The sequence below is a fragment of the Haloglomus litoreum genome (assembly GCF_029338515.1).
Taxonomy (GTDB): Archaea; Halobacteriota; Halobacteria; order Halobacteriales; family Haloarculaceae; genus Haloglomus; species Haloglomus litoreum.
Map to the genome: position 1 here is coordinate 4,541,028 of NZ_CP119988.1, position 17,342 is coordinate 4,558,369.

Genomic DNA, 17,342 nt, shown 5'->3' on the forward strand with positions numbered 1-17,342 from the left:
ACCGTTCCGGGTGGGCGGCGACCGTAACGGGGTTGACCCGGGCGGCGCTACACGGCGGCAGTGACCGACGAGGATGGAGCGGCGGCGGGCGAGGCCCCCGACGAGGAGGACCTCCCGCCGGCACCCGAGAGCGCGGTGACCGGCCGCGGCGTCGAGACGGTGGTCGCGCCGACGGCCGCGGACGCGCTGGCGGTCTGCGAGCGTGCGCTCGCCCGGGACGCCCTGCTCACGGTGTTCGGCCGCTGCAGCGTCGAGTACGACGGCCGCGCGAGTTCGTCGCTCGGCCCCGGCGACCGCCTGCTCGTCTGCAAGCCCGACGGGAGCGTCCTCGTCCACACGGACGAGGGCCAGCAACCGGTGAACTGGCAACCCCCCGGCTGTACGGTCGAGCCGTCGCTGGTGGCCTCCGGGGGCGGGGGCGGGAGCGCGAGCGCGGGTGGCGACGATGGGGACGGCAGCGGGGACGAGGACGGCGTGGCGCGCGAGCCCCGGCTGCGCGTCCGGAGCGAGCGCACGACCCCGGCCGAGGAGCTGGAGGTGACCTTCGACCGCGTCGCGCAGGCCTCGGCGTACGACGCGGTCGACCCGGAGGAGCTGGCGCTGACGGGGACGGAGGCGGACCTCCGCGAGCGGATCCTCGCGGACCCCGAACTCGTCGAACCGGGGTTCACGCCGCTGGCGACCGAGCGCTCGACGCCCGCGGGCGCGGTCGACATCTACGGCGAGGACGCGGACGGCCGGACGGTGGTGCTGGAGCTGAAGCGCCGGCGCGTGGGGCCGGACGCGGTGGGCCAGCTCTCCCGGTACGTCGACGCGCTCCGACGCGACCTCCACGAGGACGCCGACGTCCGGGGCGTGCTGGTCGCGCCGTCGGTGACCGACCGGGCGCGCCAGCTGCTGGCGGAGGAGGGCCTGGAGTTCGTCTCGCTGGAACCGCCAGATAACTCGTGAATGGCAGCACTATTTTGATAGTTTCGATATTAGACACACAATATCATATTTATTCGAGTTATTGGAGCATCTACTTCATACGCTGACGGCCACGACAGCGGGCCGCCTACGAAGCCCTCGCGCGCTCAGGGCCCCGCGGCTCGCTGCGCTCCTCGGTCGCTCACTTCGTTCGCTCCCTGCGGTGCTTGCGTCGTCCGGGCACCGTCGGAGCAAGCTCCGACGAGGTCTCGCTCGCTCCGCTCGCGAGACGACCGCTGAGCGCGCTCGACGAAGGCGGCCGACGCAAGCACCGCAGCGCGCCTCCGGCGCGCAAGGAGCGCAGCGAGGCCCCCGAGTCGAGAGCGCGAGGGCTTCGTAGCCGTCTCCGTCATCACACCCCTGAGAGAGCGCGAGGGCTTCGTAGCTGTCTCCACCGCCGAGACCGCACCCGTCAGAGAGCGCGAGGGGTCCGGGCCGCAGCCGACACGTCTTAGCCCCCGACAGCCAACGAACGCGTATGAGCGGCCACGACGCACCCAGGAGCGGCCTCGGGCCCCGGCGCCTTCGGGCGGACGGCGTCCGGGGCCTCGTCAGCGAGACCGACGTCCAGGCGAGCGACCTCGTCGCGCCCGTCTTCGTCGACGCCACCACGGACGACCGCCAACCCATCCCCTCGATGCCGGGTCACGAGCGCGTCCCCGTCGACGAGGCGGTCACGCGCGTACGCGAGGTGCTGGAGACGGGCGTCGAGGCGGTCATCCTGTTCGGCATCCCCGAGTCGAAGGACGCCGAGGGCTCGCGCGCCGACGCCGAGGACGGCGTCGTCCAGCGCGCCACCCGGGCGATAACGGCCGAGACGGACGCCTACGTCATCGCGGACCTCTGTCTCTGCGAGTACACCGACCACGGCCACTGTGGCCTCCTCGAAGCGGACGCCGCCGAGGACCCGCGCCTGACCGTGCGCAACGACGCGACGCTGGAACGCTACCGCTCGGTCGCCGTCTCGCAGGCCGCGGCCGGCGCGGACATGATCGCGCCGTCGGGGATGATGGACGGGCAGGTCGCCGCCATCCGCGAGGCGCTCGACGAGGCCGGCTACGGGGACCGGCCCATCATGGCCTACGCCGCGAAGTACGCCTCCGCGTTCTACGGGCCGTTCCGCGACGCCGCCGACGGCGCACCCGCGTTCGGGGACCGCCGGCACTACCAGATGGACCCCGCGAACGCGCGCGAGGCGCGCCGCGAGGTCGCCCGGGACGCCGCGGAGGGCGCGGACGTGCTGATGGTCAAGCCCGCGCTGCCGTACCTGGACGTGGTGAGCGAGGTCCGCCGGGAGTTCGACCACCCCGTCGCGGCGTACAACGTCAGCGGGGAGTACGCGATGCTGCACGCCGCCGCCGAGAAGGGGTGGCTCGACCTCGAAGCGGCGGCGTACGAGTCGCTGCTGTCCATCAGGCGCGCCGGCGCGGACCTCGTCATCACCTACTTCGCCGAGGACATCGCGGACCGGCTCTGAGCCGGGCGGCACCGTGTACGAACGACGTTTTCCGGCAGCATTTTTCGACCGAACGGTGCGCGCACCCGGATAAACGCGCCCGAACGACCACACCGCCGGTTGACGAACGGTCGGTATCGTGGCAACGATTGACCGGATATCACGACGAACGACCGCATTATACACCTAATATCCTGCCCAATATTCGACGTTCGTCCTCTTACTCATCGAATACGGCGGAATCATCAAGCCAAACCTTATGTAGTGGAGGACCACTGGCATCCGGTGCGCAGAGATAAACGATGACGTGGAAATACTGCGGAAACGCGGACGAAACGGAAGCAAAGTTCGAGGTGAGTGAGTGATGATCGAACCGATTCTGCTCCAGGGTGACGTGACCGCCATCGCGAACAGCATCAACGCGGTGTGGGTGCTGATGGTGTGTTTCCTGATCTTCTTCATGCAGCCCGGGTTCGCGCTGCTGGAGGCCGGGCAGGTACGCGCGAAGAACGCGGGCAACGTCGTGATGAAGAACATGACCGACTGGTCGATGGGCGTACTGGTGTTCTTCCTCGCGGGAGCCGGGGTGTACGCCATGGCGGGGATGCTCGGCTCACCGAGCGTCGAGTTCTCCATCTCCGGCGCGTTCAGCCACATCAACGACCCGACGGCGTGGATCGGCTGGCTGTTCGGCGCCGTCTTCGCGATGACCGCGGCGACCATCGTCTCCGGGGCCATCGCCGAGCGGATGAAGTTCGGCGCGTACGTGGCCTACGCGTTCGTGCTGGTCGCGATACTCTACCCCATCGTCGCCGGGTCGACCTGGGGCGGCACGGGGCTGCTCTCCTCGACCGGCTTCCTGGGTGAGGCACTCGGCGTCGGCTACAAGGACTTCGCCGGCGCGACCGTCGTCCACGCGATGGGCGGCATCGCCGGGCTGACCGCCGCTTACATGGTCGGCCCGCGCAAGGGCCGCTTCGACGAGAACGGTGACGCACAGCCCATCCCCGGGCACTCCGTCCTGTTCGCGGTCATCGGGACGCTCATCCTCGCATTCGGCTGGTACGCGTTCAACGTCGGCACCCAGGCGACCGTCCTCACGACGGACGGCTCGTTCAACGGCGCCGCGCTGGGCCGCGTCGCGCTGAACACCACCCTCGCGATGGGCGCGGGCATGGTGTTCTCCACCCTGACCACGACGCTCTGGGAGGGCAAGCCGGACCCGCTGTTCGGCGCCAACGGCCTCCTGGCCGGCCTGGTCGCCATCACCGGCGCGTGTGCCCACGTCAGCTGGTGGGGCGCACTCGTCATCGGTATCATCGGCGGCATCCAGACCCCGTTCGTCTACCGCTGGGTCGTGGACTCGCTGAAGATCGACGACGTCTGTGGCGTCTTCGCGGTCCACGGGTCGGCCGGCTTCATCGGGACCATCCTCATCCCGTTCTTCGACGTGGCCGGCTTCTCGACCAACCAGCTCATCATGCAGGTCGCCGGCTCGGCGTTCATCGGGACGTTCACCGTCCTCGGTACGATGGTGACGCTCCTGGTCGTCGACGCGATCATCGGGCTGCGCGTCTCCGAGGAGGAGGAGGTCACGGGGCTGGACCCCTCCGAGCACGGCATGCACGCCTACCCCGAGTTCACGGACGACTCCGGCCCCGAGCGCGCGGTCGCCGACGGCGGCAGCGTGCCCGGCAGCACGGAGGTCCGCACGGACGGGGGGTCGGTCGAGGATACACCCACCCCGGCCATCGTGGAGGTGACCGACGATGAGTGACGCCCCGAACGACGGCGGCGTGAAGCTGGTGACGGCGTTCATCCGCCCGGATATGCTGGGTGAGGTGAAGGCCGCCCTCGTGGACGTCGGGGCCCCCTCCATCACCGTGACGAACGTCTCCGGTCGCGGGAGCCAGCCCGCGAAGAAGGGCCAGTGGCGCGGTGAGGAGTACACCGTCGACCTGCACTCGAAGGTGAAGGTCGAGTGCTACGTGGCGGACATCCCCGCCGACGAGGTCGCCGAGGCCATCGTCGAGGCCGCCAAGACCGGCGAGCCCGGCGACGGCAAGGTGTTCGTCTCGCCCGTCGAGGAGGCCTACCAGATCCGGACCGGGGTGACCGGACAGGACGCGGTGTAGGTGTGGCCGACACCGACTCCGCCGGCGGCGGGTCGGAGGAGCCGGACGACCCAGAGGACGAACCGGCCGTCGACGCGACGCGGGGCGGCCCCCACGACCGAGCCACCGTCACCGCGGCCGACGCCGCGACCGCCGACCAGCTGGCCGCGCTGGAGGGAGCGGGGGCCGTCGAGGGCTACGTTCCGCTCGTCGACTACGACGCGCTCGGGCTCCGGACGGCCCTCCTCCGGATCAACACCCACCACGGCAACGGGACCGCCGTCGCCGACGACCTCCGCGACGGGCCCGCCGTCGCGGTCTACCAGACCTGCGGGCAGTTCGACGTGCTGGCGGTCTGTCGGTTCCCCACGGCGGCCGCGCTCGAGCGGACCGCGACCCAACTCGCGAGCGACCCTCGCGTCCGGGCCCACCGGGTCGCACTCGCCCGGCACGCCGTCGTCGAGGACGGGCCACTAGAGGCCCTGGCCGGCGACCGTGACGGGGACTGACCGGGGCCCGATCCCCGCCGGTGCGCCACACCGGCGCACCGCCCGACCCCGACCCGAAACCGGCACGACGCCTCGAACAGTACCGATTCACGGACGAGACGGCTTCTCGGACAGCGCCGCTTCCCGAACAGCACCAGCCACGGGCGGACTGCCAGCGCGAGGGGCCTGCCAGCGTGGGGGAGCGCCTGTCGACGACGCCACGGCGCGCTGGAGTGGACGAACGTAGCGCGCGAGGGGCGAAACCCGGCCGAACGGAGTATTCTCCACCGTACGTTCGTCCAGCGAACCGGCGATGGACGCCCGATAGCTGGACGAATTACAGCCTTATATCGATATTATTCTACCCCAAATCGGACGGTCGTCTGAATATACGCGAAAAAGTTGACACTGTGAACTCGAACGTTTATGTAGTAGTATCTGCTGACGGCTTGACGTGAGATACACCATGAACGTTGCAGAATGCGAGCTCGATATGGACGGTCGTACGGAATCTGAGGTGACCCGTTCGTGATGGGTGTCCTGCAGTCCGGGGCCGACATCGCGACGCTGGTCGAGGGGGTCAACCTGCTGTGGGTGCTGACGGTGACCTTCCTCATCTTCTTCATGCACGCCGGCTTCGCGATGCTGGAGGCCGGGCAGGTCCGCTCGAAGAACGTCGCCAACCAGCTGACGAAGAACATGCTCACCTGGTCCATCGGCGTCGTCGCCTTCTTCCTCGTCGGCGCGGGGGTCGCGAGCGTGACCGGGCAGCTGACCGGGCCGAACGCGCTCGTCCCGGGCGACCTGATCGCGACGTGGAGTTCGGACTCGGCCGGCTGGGTCAGCTGGCTGTTCGGCGCCGTCTTCGCGATGACCGCGGCGACCATCGTCAGCGGGGCGGTGGCCGGTCGCGCGAAGCTCCGCGCGTACGTCACGTACACCGTCCTGCTCGCGGCGGTCATCTACCCCGTCGTCGTCGGGTTCACCTGGGCCGGCCAGGGGCTGCTCACCAGCGACGGACTCATCGGGACCGGCTTCCAGGACTTCGCGGGCGGGGTCATCGTCCACGGCATGGGCGGCGTCGCCGGCCTCACCGCGGCCTGGATCATCGGGCCACGCATCGACCGCTACAACAGTGACGGCTCCGTCAACGTCATCCCCGGCCACTCGCTGACGTTCGCGGTGCTGGGCACCCTCATCCTCGCATTCGGCTGGTACGGCTTCAACGTCGGGACCGCCGCGTCGGTGTTCAACGCCGCGGATGCCAGCGAGGGCATCCTCTCGCTGGGCGCGTTCGACTACGTCGGCCGCGTGGCGCTGACGACCACGCTGGGCATGGCCGCGGGCGCCATCGGCGCCGGCGGCATGGCGCTGTACAAGACCGGCAAGGTCGACACGCTGTACGTCGCCAACGGGATGCTCGCGGGCCTCGTGGGCATCACCTCCATCACCGACAACATCCTCTGGGTGGGTGCGCTCGCGGTCGGCCTCATCGCCGGCGCGCAGCTCCCCATCGTCTTCGGCTTCGTCGAGAAGCGGCTCAAGATCGACGACGTCTGTGCGGTCTTCCCGGTCCACGGCAGCGCCGGCCTGCTCGGCGCCCTGCTGTTCCCGTTCGTCGCCACCCAGACCTGGGCGTCCGGCTTCGACGCCGCGTTCTTCGTCGACGCGCTGATCGGCCAGATCGCCCTCGTGGTGGTCATCACGGCGTGGACGGTCGCGGCCACCGCGGCGGTCTTCGGCGCGCTGAAGGCCGCCGGCGAGGCCCGCGTCTCCCGCGAGCACGAACTCGAGGGCCTGGACGTCTCCGAACACGGCGTCGACACCTACCCCGAGTTCGGCGCGCCCGAGACCGCCACGGACGGCGGTATCGTCGGAGGCGATACCTCGTCGGAGCTCCGCTCCGACGGCGGCTACGTCGAGAACGAGAAGGGCATCGTCCGCCCGGACGGCGGCGTCGCCAACGACGGCGGCATCAAGATGGTCACTGCCTACATCCGCCCGGACGCACTCTCGAACGTGAAGAAGGCACTCGTCGAGGTCGGCGCGCCCTCCATCACGGTGACGAACGTCTCCGGTCGGGGCTCCCAGCCCGCGAAGAAGGGCCAGTGGCGCGGCGAGGAGTACACCGTCGACCTCCACCAGAAGGTGAAGGTCGAGTGCGTCGTCGCGGACGTGCCCGCCGACGACGTGGCCGAGGCCATCGCGGACGCCGCCAAGACCGGCGAACCCGGCGACGGCAAGGTGTTCGTACTGCCCGTCGAGTCCGCCCACCAGATCCGCACGGGCAAGACCGGCCGCGAGGCCGTGTAGCGTCGCTACACTGACTCGAACGTCCCTCGGTGCTCGTTTTCCACGCCTTCGTGCTCTCCCACGGTAACGCCGACTCCGACAACCAGAATACCTACGAAGCCCTCGCCCTTCGAGTCCGCCAGGATTCAGCTGTGTCACGGGCGCTGTGACCCTGCCCTTCCCCAGGTCGCGCGGGCCTCGCGTTCGCTCGGCCACGCGGCTCACGGCTTCGCCGTTCGCTCGGGGCGCGTGGCGCCCCGCGCTCCCGGCCTGAGAGCGGTTGGTCGGCCGGCCGGTTCCGAGCAAAGGAAGCGCGCGAGCGCCACCCTGGCGAACCCGCGACCGAAGGGAGCGTGGGGAGCCGCCCCGGCGCTCGCGCGGGGAGGTGTGGGGACACTAGCACTCCGCTGGAACCACCAGCCCGAACGCTCCGTGCGACAGGCAACAGGGCGGGACTGAAAGGGGCCGTCCGACTCGACCGTTCCCGGGCGACGGTGAGGCCGGAGGCCGAACGACGGAAGTCGCAGCCCGCGCAGGGAGCGAAGCGACCGAGCAGGAACGTCTTCCGGAACAAGCACCACAGGCCGAACGAAGTGAGGCCGAGGAGCGCAGCGAGCCCCGGAACGTCGAGCGGGCGGGGGCTTTCTATCCGGTTCTGTTGCCGCTGTCATCGTCGGACATATCACAGCGAGAGCGGACGGAGGCCTTCGGCGACGACAGTTTCCAAGACTGCTATCGAAACCCAGTCATTCATATAGAATTCGAAATATTACCAGATAAATAACCCCACAACCTCTTAATCGCCATTTCTACTCAATAATACGGTAAGGGCCCGTAGCCCAGGGAGGCTGCGAGCCGGCGCATGGTAGGCGGGCGGGGCCCGCCAGCTGCAGGAACGGGACCGACCGCGGTGGGAGCGGTCGGCCGGGCCGGGGTCGCGAACGAAGGAACAGCCACACGACGCACGACGCGTGGCACCAGCCGTGGTTCGCCCGGCATCGAACCGATTGCCGATACGACACCGCTTTGGAGGTTGTTGCCGGTCTTGCTTACCTTGGGTTTCTCTCTCGTGCTTCGCATCCACCCCTATACGTTGATTGGTTATAATACCCCACAACGCCGGCAAGTCATACACTTCTCCAAGACACATCTGGACATTCCCTAACCAAATATCTGGATTCGAGCTAGATTGTCATCCCACGCATCGACAGCCGCCGTCGCCGAACGACCACACCCGGAACGCGGCGGCGCCCGGCCGGGTGAGCAAGCTACTTTCGCCCCCCGGCGCTAGGTCGGGATATGAATCGCGAACGCTCGCGGGACCTCTACGACCGTGCGCTGTCCGTGCTGCCGGGCGGCGTCAACAGCGCGGTGCGGGCCGCGCCCCTTCCCTACCCCACGTTCGTCGAGCATGGCGACGGCGGCCACGTCGTCGACGCCGACGGCAACCGGCTGGTCGACTGGGTGATGGGACTGGGCCCGATGCTGCTGGGCCACGATATGCCCGAGCCCGTGCAGGCTGCGGTCCAGCAGCGGGCCAGCGAGGGCCCGATGTACGGGATGCCCACCGAGGTCGAGGTCGAGCACGCGGAGTTCGTCTGCCGGCACGTCCCGAGCGTGGAGATGCTCCGCTTCGTCAACAGCGGCACGGAGGCCACGGTGTCGGCGGTGCGCCTCGCGCGCGGCATCACGGGCCGCAACAAGATCGTCGTGATGCAGGGCGGCTACCACGGCGCCCAGGAGTCCACGCTCGTCGAGGGCGACGCCGAGCATCCCCGGCCCTCCACGTCGGGCATCCCGCAGTCGTTCTCGAAGCACACGCTCCCGGTGCCGTTCAACGACGAGACGGCGATGGCCGAGGTGTTCGAGGAACACGGCGACGACATCGCGGGCGTGCTCATCGAGCCGGTGCAGGCGAACATGGGCATCGTCACGCCCGAGGAGGGCTACCACGAGGCCGTCGCGGACCTCTGTGAGGACCACGGTGCGCTGCTGGTCTGGGACGAGGTCATCACGGGCTTCCGGGTCGGCGGGCTCCAGTGCGCACAGGGGAAGTACGGCATCGACCCGGACCTCACGACGTTCGGGAAGATCATCGGCGGCGGCTACCCGGTCGGGGCCATCGGCGGCAAGACCGAGTACATCGAGCAGTTCACCCCCTCCGGCGACGTGTTCCAGGCCGGCACCTTCTCCGGCCACCCGGTCACGATGGCGGCCGGGCTGGAGACGCTGCGCTACTGTGCCGAGAACGACGTGTACGAGCACGTGAACGACCTCGGCCGGCAGCTCCGGGAAGGGCTCACCGAAGTCGTCGCGGACCAGGCGCCCGCCTACACGGTGACGGGGCTGGACTCGATGTTCAAGGTCATCTTCACGCGCGCGGACGGCCCCCCACAGAGCGAGTGCTGCGCGAACGGCTGCCGGCAGGACCCCACGTGTGACCGCTACGACGCCTGCCCGAAGCGCGGCACGGACACCGACGACGCCGCGACGGACCGCTACGCCCGGGTGTTCCGCCCGAAGATGCTCGACGAGGGCGTCCTCGTCTCGCAGAACCAGTACGAGACCAACTTCGTCTCCGACGGCCACACCGAGGCCGACGTCGAGCGCACGCTGGACGCGTACCGGGAGTGCCTGTAGGGCGATGGCACCCCCGGACGACGAGCGCGAGTGGGACGACCCACCAGGCGTGTTCGAGGAGGACCCCGGGGAGCGCGACGGCGAGGTCGTGTGGCCGACCCACGGGGTCGCGACCGCGGCGTGGGCCGGGTGGCTGGCGCTGGGCTACGCGCTGGCCGAGGCCGCAGGTGCGCTCCTGGGCCTGGGCGGGAGCGTCTCGCGAGCTGCCCCGATCGCCGTCATCGGCATCGGGCTGCTCCTCGGTGTCCGGCTCGGCGGAGGGACCCTCCGTCCGTGGCGACGGTAGGCGCCGCTCGCGGACGGCGCCAGGGAAGTAGCGGGAGGAAGGGACCGGTCTCAGGCCGCGCCGCTGCCGTACGTCTCCTCGAGGTACTCGACGATGTCGTCGGACTCGGGCATCCCCTCGACGCCGTGGTCGGGGTCGACCAGCACGGGGACGCCGGTCTGCCCGGAGACCTCCTTCACCTCGGTCCGCTCGTCGTGCGAGCGCGGGACCATGTGGGACTCGTACTCCAGCCCGAGCTCGTCGAGCTTGTCGATGACCTTCGCACAGTAGGGACAGCCCTCCAGTTCGTACAGTTCGAGGTTCGGCATCACGCCTCCGTAGGGCGGACGTGGATAAATGCGCGGCGGTGGTGTGCGTGGGGGACGCGGGGACCCGGCGCCGGAACCTACTCGGCGGGGTCGAAGACCTCGGGGTTCTCCGGGCCCTCGACGTTCACGACCGCGAGCGCGCCCTTGCGGGCGACCCGCGAGAGGGCGTGGTCGACCAGTTTGTAGCCGCCCGGCACCGGCGAGTGCATCGTCACGATGGCCGTGCTCCCCGGGAGAACGGGCGTCGTCTGGACGTAGCGCTGTGGCTCGGAGGCGATGGCCCCCTGGCTCCAGACCTCGTCCCACACCGAGCCGATGGCGTGGAAGGAGCTGAACTGGTTGGGGCCGCCGACCCCGTAGAAGATGCGGACGGTCTCGTCCGTCTTCACGTTCATCTCGGCGTACTTGCCGGGCGTGATGGCGTACTTCTCGCCGTTGATGAGCGAGTAGGTGGGGTTCTCCGCCGCCATGCTCGCGAAGTCGAACTGGTGGTGGCCCTTCTGGCCCGTCTCGCCGTTCGTGTACACCTCGTGCTGGCCGAGGTAGAACTCGTGGTCGACCTCGGGCAGCCCCTCCTCGGGCTCGACGAGGATGATGCCGAACATCCCGCTGGAGATGTGGTAGTCGACGTTCGCGACCGCGCAGTGGTAGATGAACGCGCCCGGGTAGGTGACCTTGAACCGCAGGCTCGTCTCCTCACCCGGCGCGACCGTGGTCGCCTCGGCGCCGCCACCGGGACCACGGCACGCGTGGAAGTCCACGTTGTGCGCCATCGTGCTCGACGTCTTGTTCCGGAAGGTCAGGTCGACGGTGTCGCCGACACGGGTCCGGATAAACGGACCCGGAATCTGTCCGTTGAACGTCATGTACGTGAACGTGACGCCGGGTTCGATCTCGGCGACCAGTTCCTCGGTCTCCAGCGTCACCGGCACGGTCGCGGGTTCGTCGCGCGTGATGGGCGGTGGAAGGTCGCGCGGGTCGGCCGCAATGCGGTCGACATCGACCGGCTTCGCCGGCTCCAGCTCGGCCGGCTCGTCGGGGGCAACGTCGGGTGTCGGTTCGACGGCGCGGAGGTCGGGGCGCCCGGAGCAGCCGGCGAGCATGGCGGCACCGCCGACCCCCATCCCCTGCAGCATCCGTCGTCGTGTGGTGTTCGGTTGCCTCATGATTACGACCTCAGATAGCGACCAGATCAGAATATATACACATACTGATTCCTATAGGTCGAGAATCGTAGGTGCCCGTTTACCGCCGGGAGCGCCGAAGTGAGAGTATGATCGACAGTACACCCACCGCGATGCCGCGGCGGCACTTCCTCCGGACGGCGGCGATGGCGGGGACCGTCGCTGCGACCGGAATCGGCGCGGGCGCTGGCAGCGCCGCGGCGGCAGCAGACGAGGGGTTCGAGGCCTGGTTCTCGAACGTGGACAACTACGACGGCGTCGCTGACTACCGCGGGCAGGCGGAGGTCCGCGTGAGCGTGGGGGCTCCCGCGAACGGTGGCGCGTTCGGCTTCGGCCCGGCCGCCGTCCAGGTCGACCCCGGGGCGACGGTCGTCTGGGAGTGGACCGGCGAGGGCGGCCTCCACAACGTCGCCGAGACGGAGGGCGCCTTCGAGAGCGACCTGACCGACGAGGGCGGCCACACCTTCGAGCAGGCCGTCGAGACCGAGGGCGTCCACTACTACGTCTGTGCACCCCACGAGCAGATGGGCATGAAGGGTGCCGTCGTCGTCGGCGACCTCGCCGTCGGCTCGGCACAACTGGTCGCCGAGGAACCCATCTACGGCCACTGGCTCGACGACGTGAGCAACTACGAGGGGACGGTCGACATGACGGGACGCGAGGAGGTCCGCATCGCCGTCGGCGCCGAGGGCAACGGCGGGATGAACGCCTTCGACCCGCCGGCCCTGAAGATCGACTCCGGGACGACCGTCGTCTGGGAGTGGACCGGCGAGGGCGACCACGACGTGGTGGACGAGAAGTTGGGCTACGCGAGTCCCCGCTACGGTGCGGCCGGCGAGACGTTCAGCCGGCGGTTCGAGGGCGAGGGCATCAGCCGATACGCCTGCTCCGCGCTCGGGGAGGCCGGGATGCGGGGGGCCATCGTGGTCGGCGACCCGCCGGCCCCGAACGAGTTGCCGCCGATGGTCGAACGCGGGGTCTGGGGCCTGCTCGCGCTCGCGGTCCTCTCGCCGCTCGCCGCCGGCGAGTACCTCCGACGACAGCGGCGGAGGGAGCCGGACGTTCCGGTGACCCCCCGGTAGCGAGCGGACGGTTTCCGACCGTTCGTCCACGGAACTGAGTGACGTGGATGGAACCCGACCCGAACCGCTAAACGGGATGGGTGTGTCGGACCGGGTATGAACGGGCGTTCGCGGAGCCACCGCCACGGCACGCACAGGGGCCACCAGCGTCGGAATCGGAGGTGGTCCCGGTGAGCGACCTGCTCACCCGGCCGGTCGTGCCGGTCGCGGACGACGAGGACGCACGTGTGACGGCACAGGCACTCGCGCCGCACCTCGACGGGACGGCGACGGTGTTCCTCGTCTACGTGGTCGAGAAGGCCGGCGGGGCGATGGACAAGGCCGGCGTCGAACAGCGCGAACTGGCCGCCGAGGAGGCCTTCGAGGCCTTCGAGGCGGAGCTCGACACCGCCGCGATTCCGGCGGACGTGGAGACCGACATCCACTACGACACGGACGTCGTCGACGGCGTCTTCGACGCCGCGACCGAGATCGATGCGACGACCGTCGCGTTCGTCCCGCGAGGGGGCGGGACCCTGCTGGGGCTGCTGACGGGGAACCGGACGGAGCGCCTCGTCACGGAGAACCCCCTGCCGGTCGTCTCGCTGCCGGCACCGGACGGTGACGAAGGCGGCGGGACCGGGGATGGCGAGGCCGGCGCCGACACGGAGGAGACATGAGCGGCGACGAGGAGCTCGCGAAGGACCTCGGCCCGCTCGCGGCGCTCACCATCGGCGTCGGGACGATGATCGGCGCCGGCATCTTCGTCCTGCCCGGCGACGCCATCAGCGACGCCGGCTCGTTCGCCGTCCTCTCGTTCGTGCTGGGGGGTGGTATCGCACTGCTGACGGCCTTCTCCGCCTCCGAACTGGGGACGGCGATGCCGAAATCCGGCGGCGCGTACTACTACGTCAACCAGGCGCTCGGACCGCTGTTCGGCTCCATCGCGGGCTGGGCGAACTGGATGGGGCTCGCGTTCGCGTCGGCGTTCTACATGGTCGGCTTCGGCCGCTACGTCGCCAACATCGCCGGCTTCTCCGGCGGCATCGACCTCGTCGTCGTCACCTTCCCGTACGTGAAGGTCGTCGGGCTCGCGGCGGCCGCGCTGTTCGTCATGGTCAACTACGTCGGCGCGAAGGAGACCGGCCGCCTCCAGAACGTCATCGTCGTCCTCCTCGTCGCCATCCTCGCGGTGTTCACCGTGTTCGGGTCGCTCCAGTCCGACGTGTCGAACCTGCCCGCCGCGAAGGGCGTCAGCCAGATGATGACGACGACGGGCCTCATCTTCGTCTCCTACCTGGGGTTCGTCCAGATCACGAGCGTCGCCGAGGAGATCAAGAAACCGGGGAAGAACCTGCCCCGCGCGGTCATCGGGAGCGTCCTGCTGGTGACGGTCATCTACGCGCTCGTGCTCGTGGTGATGAGCGCGGCCGTCCCGCAGGGGTTCATCGCGGGCCTCCCGGATGGCGAGATCGCCGTCGTCCAGGTCGGCGTGGAGATCCTGGGCCCGCTGATGGGCATCGCGCTCCTCTTCGGCGGACTGCTCGCCACCGCATCGTCGGCGAACGCCTCCATCCTCGCGTCCTCGCGCATCAACTTCGCGATGGGCCGGGACCGCATCGTCACGCCCGACCTGAACGAGATCCACCCGCGCTTCGGCACGCCGTACCGGGCCATCGGCATCACCGGCCTCTGTATCCTCGCGTTCATCGTGCTGGCGGACGTGAACACGCTGGCGACGCTGGGCAGCGTCCTGCACCTCGTCATCTACGCGCTGTTGAACGTCGCGCTCATCGTGATGCGCGAGGCCGACGTGCCGGACTACGAGCCCTCCTACCGGGTGCCGCTCTACCCGATCACGCCCATCGTGGGCGCGCTGACGTCGCTGGCGCTCATCGTCTTCATCGAGCCGTTCGTCGTCCTCATCGGCGGCGGCTTCGTCGCCTTCGCTGCCGCGTGGTACCTGTTCTACGCGCGCTCGCGGACCACCCAGCAGGGCGCGCTGACGGACTTCATCCTGAACCGGGCCGACGAGATGCCCGACGAGGTCGTCGACGCCGCGGTGTCGGTCCAGCCCGACGGCGGCGACTACCGGGTGATGGTAGCCCTGGCCAATCCCGAGAGCGAGCACGACCTCATCTCGCTGGGCGCGGCCATCGCGAAACAGCGCGACGGCACGCTCGTCGCGGTCCACAACGTCTACGTCCCCGACCAGACCTCGCTGGAGGAGGGCGCAGAGCGCATCGACCAGATCGACCCCGGCGCGAAGGACCTCATCGACAGCGCCCGCGAGGACGCCGAGACGTTCGGCGTCGACGTCGAGACCCACACCGTCGTCTCGCACAAGGGGTTCGAGGAGGTGTTCGACGCCGCGGGGACCTACGACATCGACCTGTCCATCATCGGCTGGGGTGAGACGGAGCGCTCGCGCATCGAGATGGGGCTCGACGAGGTCACCGACTCCATCCCGTGTGACTTCCTCGTCCTCAAGGACCGCGGGTTCGACCCCGAGCGCATCCTCGTCCCGACGGCGGGCGGCCCGGACTCGGAGCTGAGTGCGATGGTCGCCCGGCACCTCGCCGACGAGTACGGCTCGACCGTGACGCTCCTGCACGTCGACGACGACCGGGCGGCCGGCGAGGAGTTCCTCGAGGAGTGGGCCAGCGCCAACGGCCTGATGGACGCCGAGTTGCGCGTCGAGAGCGGCGACGTGGAGGCCGCCATCGAACGGGCCGCGCAGGACGCCTCGATGGTCGTCATCGGGGCGACCGAGGAGGGGCTGCTCTCCCGGCTCATCGGCGGCTCGCTCATCATGGATGTCGTCGAGGACGTCGACTGCTCGGTGCTGCTCGCCGAGAAGGCCCGCAAGCGCTCGCTCCGCGAGCGCCTCTTCGGCATCGACCAGGAGTAGGCTCAGCGCGGCCGCCGGGCCAGCGCCCACACCCACCGTTCGTCCGGGTCCACCTCGATGACCGAGAGGCCGGCGTCGTCGACCCGGGCACGGAGCGCGTCCGGCCCGTGGGTGACGAAGTAGCGGCCCTCGCGGCCGTACGCCTCGGTCGGCGGCGCATCGCTCCCCTCGCTTCCGTCGCCGAGCCGTCGCTGGACGGAGACGCAGAGGACACCGCCCGGCCGGAGGACCCGGCGGAGCCCGTCGAGCGCGTCCGGGAGGTCCTCGCGGGGGAGGTGCAGCAGCGACGCCATCGCGAGGGCGCCGTCGAACGTCCCGGGGGCGAGCGGGAGCCGGCGGAGGTCACCCCGGACGAGCGCGGCGGCCGGGGCGACCTCCCGGGCGTGCCCGAGCTGCGCGGCGGCGAAGTCCAGCCCGACAACACGACAGCCCCGGGCAGCGAGCCACGCGGCGTCCCGCCCGTGGCCACAGCCCGCGTCGAGCACGCGAGGGCCCTCGGCCGTGCCGCCCGGGTCGCCGGGCGCGCCGTCGGTCGGAAGCACGTCGCGGAACCGCTCCAGCAGGGGCTCGACCGGGTCGACGGCGGCGTTGCGCTCGCGGTAGTCGTCGGCGATGCGCTCGTAGGTCTCGCGGGTGCGGGCGACGGCCTCGTCCAGGGTCGAGCCGGCCGCAGTCCCCCGGTTCCGGTCGTCGTCCCTGTCGGACTCGCGGTCAGCAGGTGGCGGGCTCACGGGTCACGGCTCCGTTTCTGCAAGGTTTTAACCCGGTGGTCCGAACGCGCGGTCATGAGCCAGCCGAACATCCTGCTGCTCGGGCCGCCGGGCGCGGGCAAGGGGACGCAGTCGAGCAACATCGTCGAGGCGTACGGCGTCGAGCACGTCACCACCGGGGACGCGCTCCGCGCGAACAAGGGGATGGACATCTCGGACCTGGACGTGGCGTACGACACGCCGGGCGGCTTCATGGACGCCGGCGAACTCGTCCCGGACGAGGTCGTCAACGAGATTGTCAAGACCGCGCTCCAGGACGCCGACGGCTACGTGCTGGACGGCTACCCGCGCAACCTCGACCAGGCGAAGTACCTCGACGAGATCACCGACCTGGACGTGGTGGCGCTGCTGGAGGTGCCCCGCGAGGAACTCGTCGAGCGCCTGACCGGCCGCCGGGTCTGTGACGAGTGTGGCACCAACTACCACGTCGACTTCAACCCGCCGGAGACCGAGGGCGTCTGCGACGAGTGCGGCGGTGACCTGGTCCAGCGCGACGACGACACCGAGGAGACGGTGCGCGAGCGCCTCGGCGTCTTCGACGAGAACACCCAGCCCGTCATCGACCACTACGACATCCGCGATGACCTCGTCCGCGTCGACGGCGAGGGCACGCCCGACGAGGTCTGGGAGGCGCTCCACGCCGCCATCGAGGCCGAGACGTAGGCGCCCCCGGCGCCCGGAGCCGCCGCTGAGCGGGCCCATCCGAACGGAGTAGGCGGTACCGTTATGTGCGGTAGCCCGCAACACCCGCCGGCCGGCGGTGGGACACGCTCGACTTTGCCCGGGTCGCAGCCGTGGGGCCACCGCCGGGTCGTCCGATACCCATTCTTTCGCCGCCGCCCCGACGAGGCTTTACCTGCCCG

General features: G+C 69.7%; 15 protein-coding genes. 12 read left to right on the forward strand and 3 right to left on the reverse strand.

From position 1 onward, the window contains the following. Window positions 1-159: 159 nt before the first annotated feature. The 8 genes from nucS (at window position 160) to P2T62_RS22595 (ending at window position 10,245) form a co-directional block, all read left to right on the forward strand. The gene (gene nucS, locus P2T62_RS22560; protein ID WP_276261654.1) at window positions 160-951 is read left to right on the forward strand and encodes an endonuclease NucS; all 792 of its coding nucleotides are present in this window, start codon (window positions 160-162) and stop codon (window positions 949-951) included. Between the two features lie 496 nt (window positions 952-1,447). Next, a complete protein-coding gene (gene hemB, locus P2T62_RS22565) occupies window positions 1,448-2,446 on the forward strand; it encodes a porphobilinogen synthase (protein ID WP_276259281.1) in 999 nt (332 codons plus the stop codon). A gap of 343 nt (window positions 2,447-2,789) precedes the next feature. Then, the gene (locus tag P2T62_RS22570) at window positions 2,790-4,202 is read left to right on the forward strand and encodes an ammonium transporter (RefSeq protein WP_276259282.1); all 1,413 of its coding nucleotides are present in this window, start codon (window positions 2,790-2,792) and stop codon (window positions 4,200-4,202) included. Next, window positions 4,195-4,560 (forward strand): nitrogen regulatory protein GlnK1, encoded by a 366-nt coding sequence (locus P2T62_RS22575; protein ID WP_276259283.1) that lies wholly within the window; start codon window positions 4,195-4,197, stop codon window positions 4,558-4,560. The genes P2T62_RS22570 and P2T62_RS22575 overlap by 8 nt, the downstream gene beginning before the upstream one ends. A gap of 2 nt (window positions 4,561-4,562) precedes the next feature. Continuing rightward, a complete protein-coding gene (locus P2T62_RS22580; RefSeq protein WP_276259284.1) occupies window positions 4,563-5,048 on the forward strand; it encodes an Lrp/AsnC family transcriptional regulator in 486 nt (161 codons plus the stop codon). A gap of 510 nt (window positions 5,049-5,558) precedes the next feature. Then, window positions 5,559-7,340 carry an ammonium transporter gene (locus P2T62_RS22585; protein ID WP_276259285.1) on the forward strand — a complete coding sequence of 594 codons (1,782 nt, stop codon included), beginning with the start codon at window positions 5,559-5,561 and terminating at the stop codon, window positions 7,338-7,340. 1,278 nt (window positions 7,341-8,618) lie between these two features. Next, window positions 8,619-9,959, forward strand: a complete 1,341-nt coding sequence (gene hemL / locus P2T62_RS22590; RefSeq protein ID WP_276259286.1) for a glutamate-1-semialdehyde 2,1-aminomutase — start codon at window positions 8,619-8,621, stop codon at window positions 9,957-9,959. A gap of 4 nt (window positions 9,960-9,963) precedes the next feature. Continuing rightward, complete coding sequence (locus P2T62_RS22595) at window positions 9,964-10,245, forward strand: hypothetical protein (protein ID WP_276259287.1); 282 nt, start codon at window positions 9,964-9,966, stop codon at window positions 10,243-10,245. A gap of 50 nt (window positions 10,246-10,295) precedes the next feature. Here P2T62_RS22595 and P2T62_RS22600 read toward each other — a convergent pair whose 3' ends face one another. Then, window positions 10,296-10,553, reverse strand: coding sequence for a glutathione S-transferase N-terminal domain-containing protein (locus tag P2T62_RS22600; RefSeq protein ID WP_276259288.1), 258 nt, complete (start codon window positions 10,551-10,553; stop codon window positions 10,296-10,298). A gap of 77 nt (window positions 10,554-10,630) precedes the next feature. Further along, window positions 10,631-11,719 (reverse strand): copper-containing nitrite reductase, encoded by a 1,089-nt coding sequence (gene nirK, locus P2T62_RS22605; protein ID WP_276259289.1) that lies wholly within the window; start codon window positions 11,717-11,719, stop codon window positions 10,631-10,633. A gap of 107 nt (window positions 11,720-11,826) precedes the next feature. On the opposite strand from nirK, the gene P2T62_RS22610 reads away from it, so the two are divergent. The 3 genes from P2T62_RS22610 to P2T62_RS22620 all read left to right on the forward strand — a co-directional run bounded on the left by P2T62_RS22610 (window position 11,827) and on the right by P2T62_RS22620 (window position 15,709). Next, window positions 11,827-12,819: a halocyanin domain-containing protein gene (locus P2T62_RS22610; protein ID WP_276259290.1), complete on the forward strand. Its 993-nt coding sequence runs from the start codon at window positions 11,827-11,829 to the stop codon at window positions 12,817-12,819. Window positions 12,820-12,989: 170 nt separating this feature from the next. Beyond that, window positions 12,990-13,478, forward strand: coding sequence for a universal stress protein (locus P2T62_RS22615; protein WP_276259291.1), 489 nt, complete (start codon window positions 12,990-12,992; stop codon window positions 13,476-13,478). Then, window positions 13,475-15,709 carry an amino acid permease gene (locus tag P2T62_RS22620; RefSeq protein WP_276259292.1) on the forward strand — a complete coding sequence of 745 codons (2,235 nt, stop codon included), beginning with the start codon at window positions 13,475-13,477 and terminating at the stop codon, window positions 15,707-15,709. The genes P2T62_RS22615 and P2T62_RS22620 overlap by 4 nt, the downstream gene beginning before the upstream one ends. A 2-nt stretch (window positions 15,710-15,711) precedes the next feature. On the opposite strand, the gene P2T62_RS22625 is transcribed toward P2T62_RS22620, so the two are convergent. Further along, a complete protein-coding gene (locus tag P2T62_RS22625) occupies window positions 15,712-16,440 on the reverse strand; it encodes a class I SAM-dependent methyltransferase (RefSeq protein ID WP_276259293.1) in 729 nt (242 codons plus the stop codon). A gap of 54 nt (window positions 16,441-16,494) precedes the next feature. Between P2T62_RS22625 and P2T62_RS22630 the strand changes: the two genes are divergently transcribed. Then, a complete protein-coding gene (locus P2T62_RS22630) occupies window positions 16,495-17,142 on the forward strand; it encodes an adenylate kinase (protein ID WP_276259294.1) in 648 nt (215 codons plus the stop codon). Window positions 17,143-17,342: the final 200 nt, after the last annotated feature.